4 protein-coding genes are annotated in these 4,219 nt (G+C 68.6%); 1 reads left to right on the forward strand and 3 read right to left on the reverse strand.

The genetic code is table 11. The annotated features are described in order from the left end of the window. Positions 1–25: 25 nt before the first annotated feature. Positions 26–304: a hypothetical protein gene (locus HC022_RS28625; protein WP_175583662.1), complete on the reverse strand. Its 279-nt coding sequence runs from the start codon at positions 302–304 to the stop codon at positions 26–28. Positions 305–349: 45 nt separating this feature from the next. After that, positions 350–1,279 (reverse strand): transporter substrate-binding protein, encoded by a 930-nt coding sequence (locus HC022_RS20275; protein ID WP_368484709.1) that lies wholly within the window; start codon positions 1,277–1,279, stop codon positions 350–352. A gap of 454 nt (positions 1,280–1,733) precedes the next feature. Between HC022_RS20275 and HC022_RS20280 the strand changes: the two genes are divergently transcribed. Then, the gene (locus HC022_RS20280; RefSeq protein ID WP_089955438.1) at positions 1,734–2,516 is read left to right on the forward strand and encodes a DeoR/GlpR family DNA-binding transcription regulator; all 783 of its coding nucleotides are present in this window, start codon (positions 1,734–1,736) and stop codon (positions 2,514–2,516) included. Positions 2,517–2,526: 10 nt separating this feature from the next. Here the strand turns inward: HC022_RS20280 and HC022_RS20285 are convergent. Further along, positions 2,527–4,219, reverse strand: a 1,693-nt coding sequence (locus tag HC022_RS20285; protein ID WP_175583663.1) for an FAD-binding and (Fe-S)-binding domain-containing protein, incomplete at its 5' end; no start/stop codon positions are given.

The raw sequence follows: 4,219 nt of genomic DNA on the forward strand, positions 1-4,219 counted from the left end.
GTTCTCCGTGGTGAGGATGTGGGCGTCAGACATCGGAGGGGACCTTTCCGCCGGTGGCGTCGGAGGTCATCCGGCTCTGGCCGAGGAACCGCAAACGCAGGGTCAGCGCCTTGACGGTGGGCAGAAGCCCCTTCGGCAGTAGCACGAGCACCATCATGATCGCGCCGAGGATGACGTAGTTTTTGAGAATGTGCAGCGTGCCGAGCTTCAGCGACAGCCACTGCAGCAGGATCACCGCGAGGATCGGACCGGCCAGCGTGCCGACGCCGCCCGCCATCACCCATTCCAGCGCCTTGGCCGACACCTCGAGCGAGAAGGCGTTGGAGTCGATGAAGGTCTGGTAGGTGGCTCACATTGCACCCGCCATGCCCGCGATGCCCGAGCCGATGGCGAAGACGATGACCTTGTGGCGGCGTACGTCGTAGCCCAGCAGCGAGGAGCGGGTCTCGTTCTCGCGCATGCCCACCGAGATGCGGCCGAAGTCGCTGGCGATGATCACCCGCAGGAAGACGTAGACCACGATCAGGATGCCCATGAACACCTGGAACATCTGCGCCGGGTCGAGCCAGGCGGCGGGGTCTCTGGGCACGTTGTGAATCGGGATCGAGGGGATGCCGTTGTAGTCGCCGAGCCGCGCGTCGCCGATGGAGTACTCGGGCCCCGCGGTGTGGTTGATGAGCTTCCGGAAGATCAGCGTCACCACCATTGTGACCACGCCCAGACAGACATCCGAGAGCCGCCCGTAGAACATGAAGTGGCCGAGCGCCGCGCCGAAGGCGGCGGGCAGGTTCATCGCGTGCGGGATCAGCTTCTCGACGGTCTGCGCGGGCGTCGAGCCCAGCGTGATCTCGTTGCGGTCGCAGGCGCCGCCCTCATAGAGCGTGTTGTAGAAATAGAGCATCTGGGAGCGGTGGAAGATCGGCCGGATGGGCTCGCGGCTGGCCGAGGTGATGCCGCCGTGCACGACGGCGACGCGGTCCTTCAGCGCCATTTGCGTGGCGTATTGCGAATAGAGCGACATGTTCGACTGCGGGTCGTAGACCACCGCCTCGACCTGCTTGCCGAGCAGGCCGCCCTGCGCGTTGATCTCGTCGATGGCGAGGTTGAAGACCTGTTTCATCGGGATGCCCGAGGAATCGAGCGGGCCCGAGAGGTCGTGCAGGCCGCCGACCTTGATGGTGTCGGTCTGTGCGCGCAGGATGGTCGGGGTCCCGAGCCCCGCGGCGGTCACGGCGGCCCCGATCGTCATGAGGAAACGGCGGCGATTGATCGTCGTCACTGTGGGTTGCTCCTGTTGGACGTTTGGTCTGGACCGCAGGTCAGCACGGAGTACTTTGAAAAGTTGATAGTGGAAAAATTAAGTAAAGTGATGTGGTGAAGTTTGCCTTGTTAATGGGCGGTCTTGCCCGGCGCCTGTCGGTTTTCGGGGTGGCTTCGCGCGGGATTGCGTGGATTTCGCCCCCCTGACGCGAGGTCCGGCGCGTAGCGGTCGCGCGATCTGTGGCAACCTGAGGGCGAGTGAAGGGCTTTTCCGCCGGGATCCGGCGTAATGGCCCAGAACTTCGGCATAGCGGTGCAGTTTCCGCAGTGCCGCGGGATTGCCGGGCCAACCGCACCGCATTGACGTTGCAGGCACCCCGAACTTCGGTCAAGCTGTGGGAACAGGCGTTGTGTAGTGACCAAGCCGTCATCGTGAAACGGCGGGCGCTGCAACTATCGAGAAAGGAAGCCGCATGAAACCGGCCGCCCGGCGCGAAATGATCGTACAGCTCGTGCAGGAGCTTGGCGAAGTCCATGTGGACGAGCTCTCCGACAAGTTCGACACCTCGCGCGAGACCATCCGCCGCGATCTGAACGAACTCGACGCCACCGGGCGCATTCGCAAGTTCCACGGCGGGGCGCGCAAGACCTCGGGCATCGCCGAGACCGGCCTCACCGAGGGGCCCTTCGACGCCCGCATGGCGACCTTCACCGCCGAGAAGACCGCCATCGGACGCCGTGCTGCCGAGCTCTTCGAAGAGGGCGCGGTGATCTTCGTCGACACCGGCTCCACCACCATCGCCTTCGCCCGCGCGCTGGCCCGGCGGCGGGGGCTCACGGTCATCACCAACTCCCCCGAGATCGCCGGCCTGCTGGCGCGGCCCGAGGGGCACCACCGGCTCTACCTGCTGGGCGGAGAAATCGCCGCCGAGGGGCGTGAGACGCTGGGGGCGCTCGCCATCGAGCAGCTGCACCAGTTCAAGGCCGAGCACGTGGTGCTGACCATCGGCGGCATGACACGGAACGAGATCATGGATTACGACCTGCGCGAGACCGAGCTCGCCCGTGCCATGCTCGGCCGGGCCGCCAGGGTCACGGTGCTGGCGGATCACTCCAAGCTCGACCGCGCCGCGGTGTTCGAGGTCGCGCCGCTTTCGGCCATCGACCGGCTGGTCACCGACCGCATGCCGTCCGAGGCCATGGTCACGGCGCTGGCCGACGCGGGCGTCGAGCTGGTGATTGCCGAACCGGTCTGACGACCGGCCCTCAGCCTTCCATCAACTGCCTGAGCAGGGTGATCGGGTGTGCCAGCGCGCGCCCGGCGACCTTGTCCGCCTGACAGCGGCACGAGAATCCGGTGGCGAGGATCGCGTCCGGGCCGGGCGCGGTGGCGTCGTCCCACGACTGGGCGAAGATCCGCTCCGAGGTCGCGCGGTTGCGCGTCTCGTGGCCCCAGGTGCCGGCCATGCCGCAGCACGAGGTGGCGGGCATGTCGAGCGTGATGCCGAAGCGGGCGAAGACCGCGCGCCAGCCATTCGACCCTGCCGCGCCGCGCACCCGCTCGCTGCAATGGGGCAGGAGCCGCACCGCCATCGCGCTGGGCGCGACCTGGGCCGTCGCCATGAGTTCGGAGAGCAGGTCCTGCGGCGCCATCACCTGCGGCAGGTCGGCGGCGAAATCGCTGCGGTAAGAGCCGAGGATCGCGGGTTCGATGCCCACCATCGGCACGCCCGAGGCGGCGAGCTGGCGCAGCAGCGCGCTCTGCGCCTCGGCCTGCCGGTCGGCGCCCTTGCGGCGGCCAAGCACCCGGCGCGCCTTGCCCGAGGGGCGGTAGGGCGCGACCCGCAGCCGCCGCCCGAGACGGTCGAGCACTGCGGCGAGGTCGGCCACGATCTGCGGCTCGAAGACCAGCGTGAAGGCATCGGGCACCAGCACCACGTCGCGGGCCGGGTCGAGCGTGGCGATCTCGGCTTCGCGCAGCGTCGGCAGGGCAGGACGCGTGACCGGGAAGGCGGGCAGGGCGGTGAGCCCCGCGCGTTTCAGCAGCGCCGCCCCGGGGCCCGTGGTGAAGAGGTTCACCAGCCGCGGCATCTTCGCGGCGAGCGGCATCAACGCCTCGAGATGGTCGAGCGCGTGGTCGCGCAGAGGGCGGGCGTGGCGGGCGTGGTAATCGTCGAGGAAGGCCGAGCGCAGCTTCGGCACGTCCACCCGGATCGGGCATTGCGTGGCACAGGCGGCGCAGGACAGGCAGCCGTCCATGGCCTCCTTTACCTCGGCCTCGAAATCGGCGTCGGCCTTGCCTTCGGGGCCGCCCTGCCGCAGCCACTCGCGCATCAGCGAGGCCCGGCCCTTGGGCGAATGCCGCCGGTCGCCGGTGGCCTTGTAGGAGGGGCACATCACGTCGCGCGGGTCGCGATTGAAGCAGGCGCCGTTGCCGTTGCAGGCGAAGGCCGAGGTGTTGGCGTCGCGCAGCGCCTGCGGCACCTGCCGGTCCATTTGGCCGCGCATTGGCACCTCGTCGATCTTCCACAGCGCGCCGTCGTCGGGGGTGGCGATCTTGCCGGGGTTGAGCTGGTTGCGCGGATCGAAGGCGGCCTTGATCCGCTGCAGTGCCGGGTAGAGCGGGCCGAAGACCTCGGGCACGAACTCGGAGCGCACGCCCTTGCCGTGCTCGCCCCAGAGCAGCCCGCCGTGCTGCCGCGCCAGCGCCGCCACCTGTTCGGTGACGCGGCGGATCATCGGCTCCTGCGCCGGGTCGGTGAGGTCGAGCGCCGGGCGCACGTGCAGCACGCCCGCGTCGACGTGACCGAACATGCCGTAGTCCAGCCCCTCGCGATCAAGCACGGCGCGGAAGGCGGCGATGAAGGGCTCGAGGTTCTCGGGCGGGACGGCGCAATCCTCGACGAAGGGGATCGGGCGCTTGGCGCCATCGGAGCGGCCCAGCAGCCCGACCGAGGCC

This window comes from Salipiger sp. HF18 (assembly GCF_011806505.1).
Lineage (GTDB): Bacteria > Pseudomonadota > Alphaproteobacteria > Rhodobacterales > Rhodobacteraceae > Salipiger > Salipiger thiooxidans.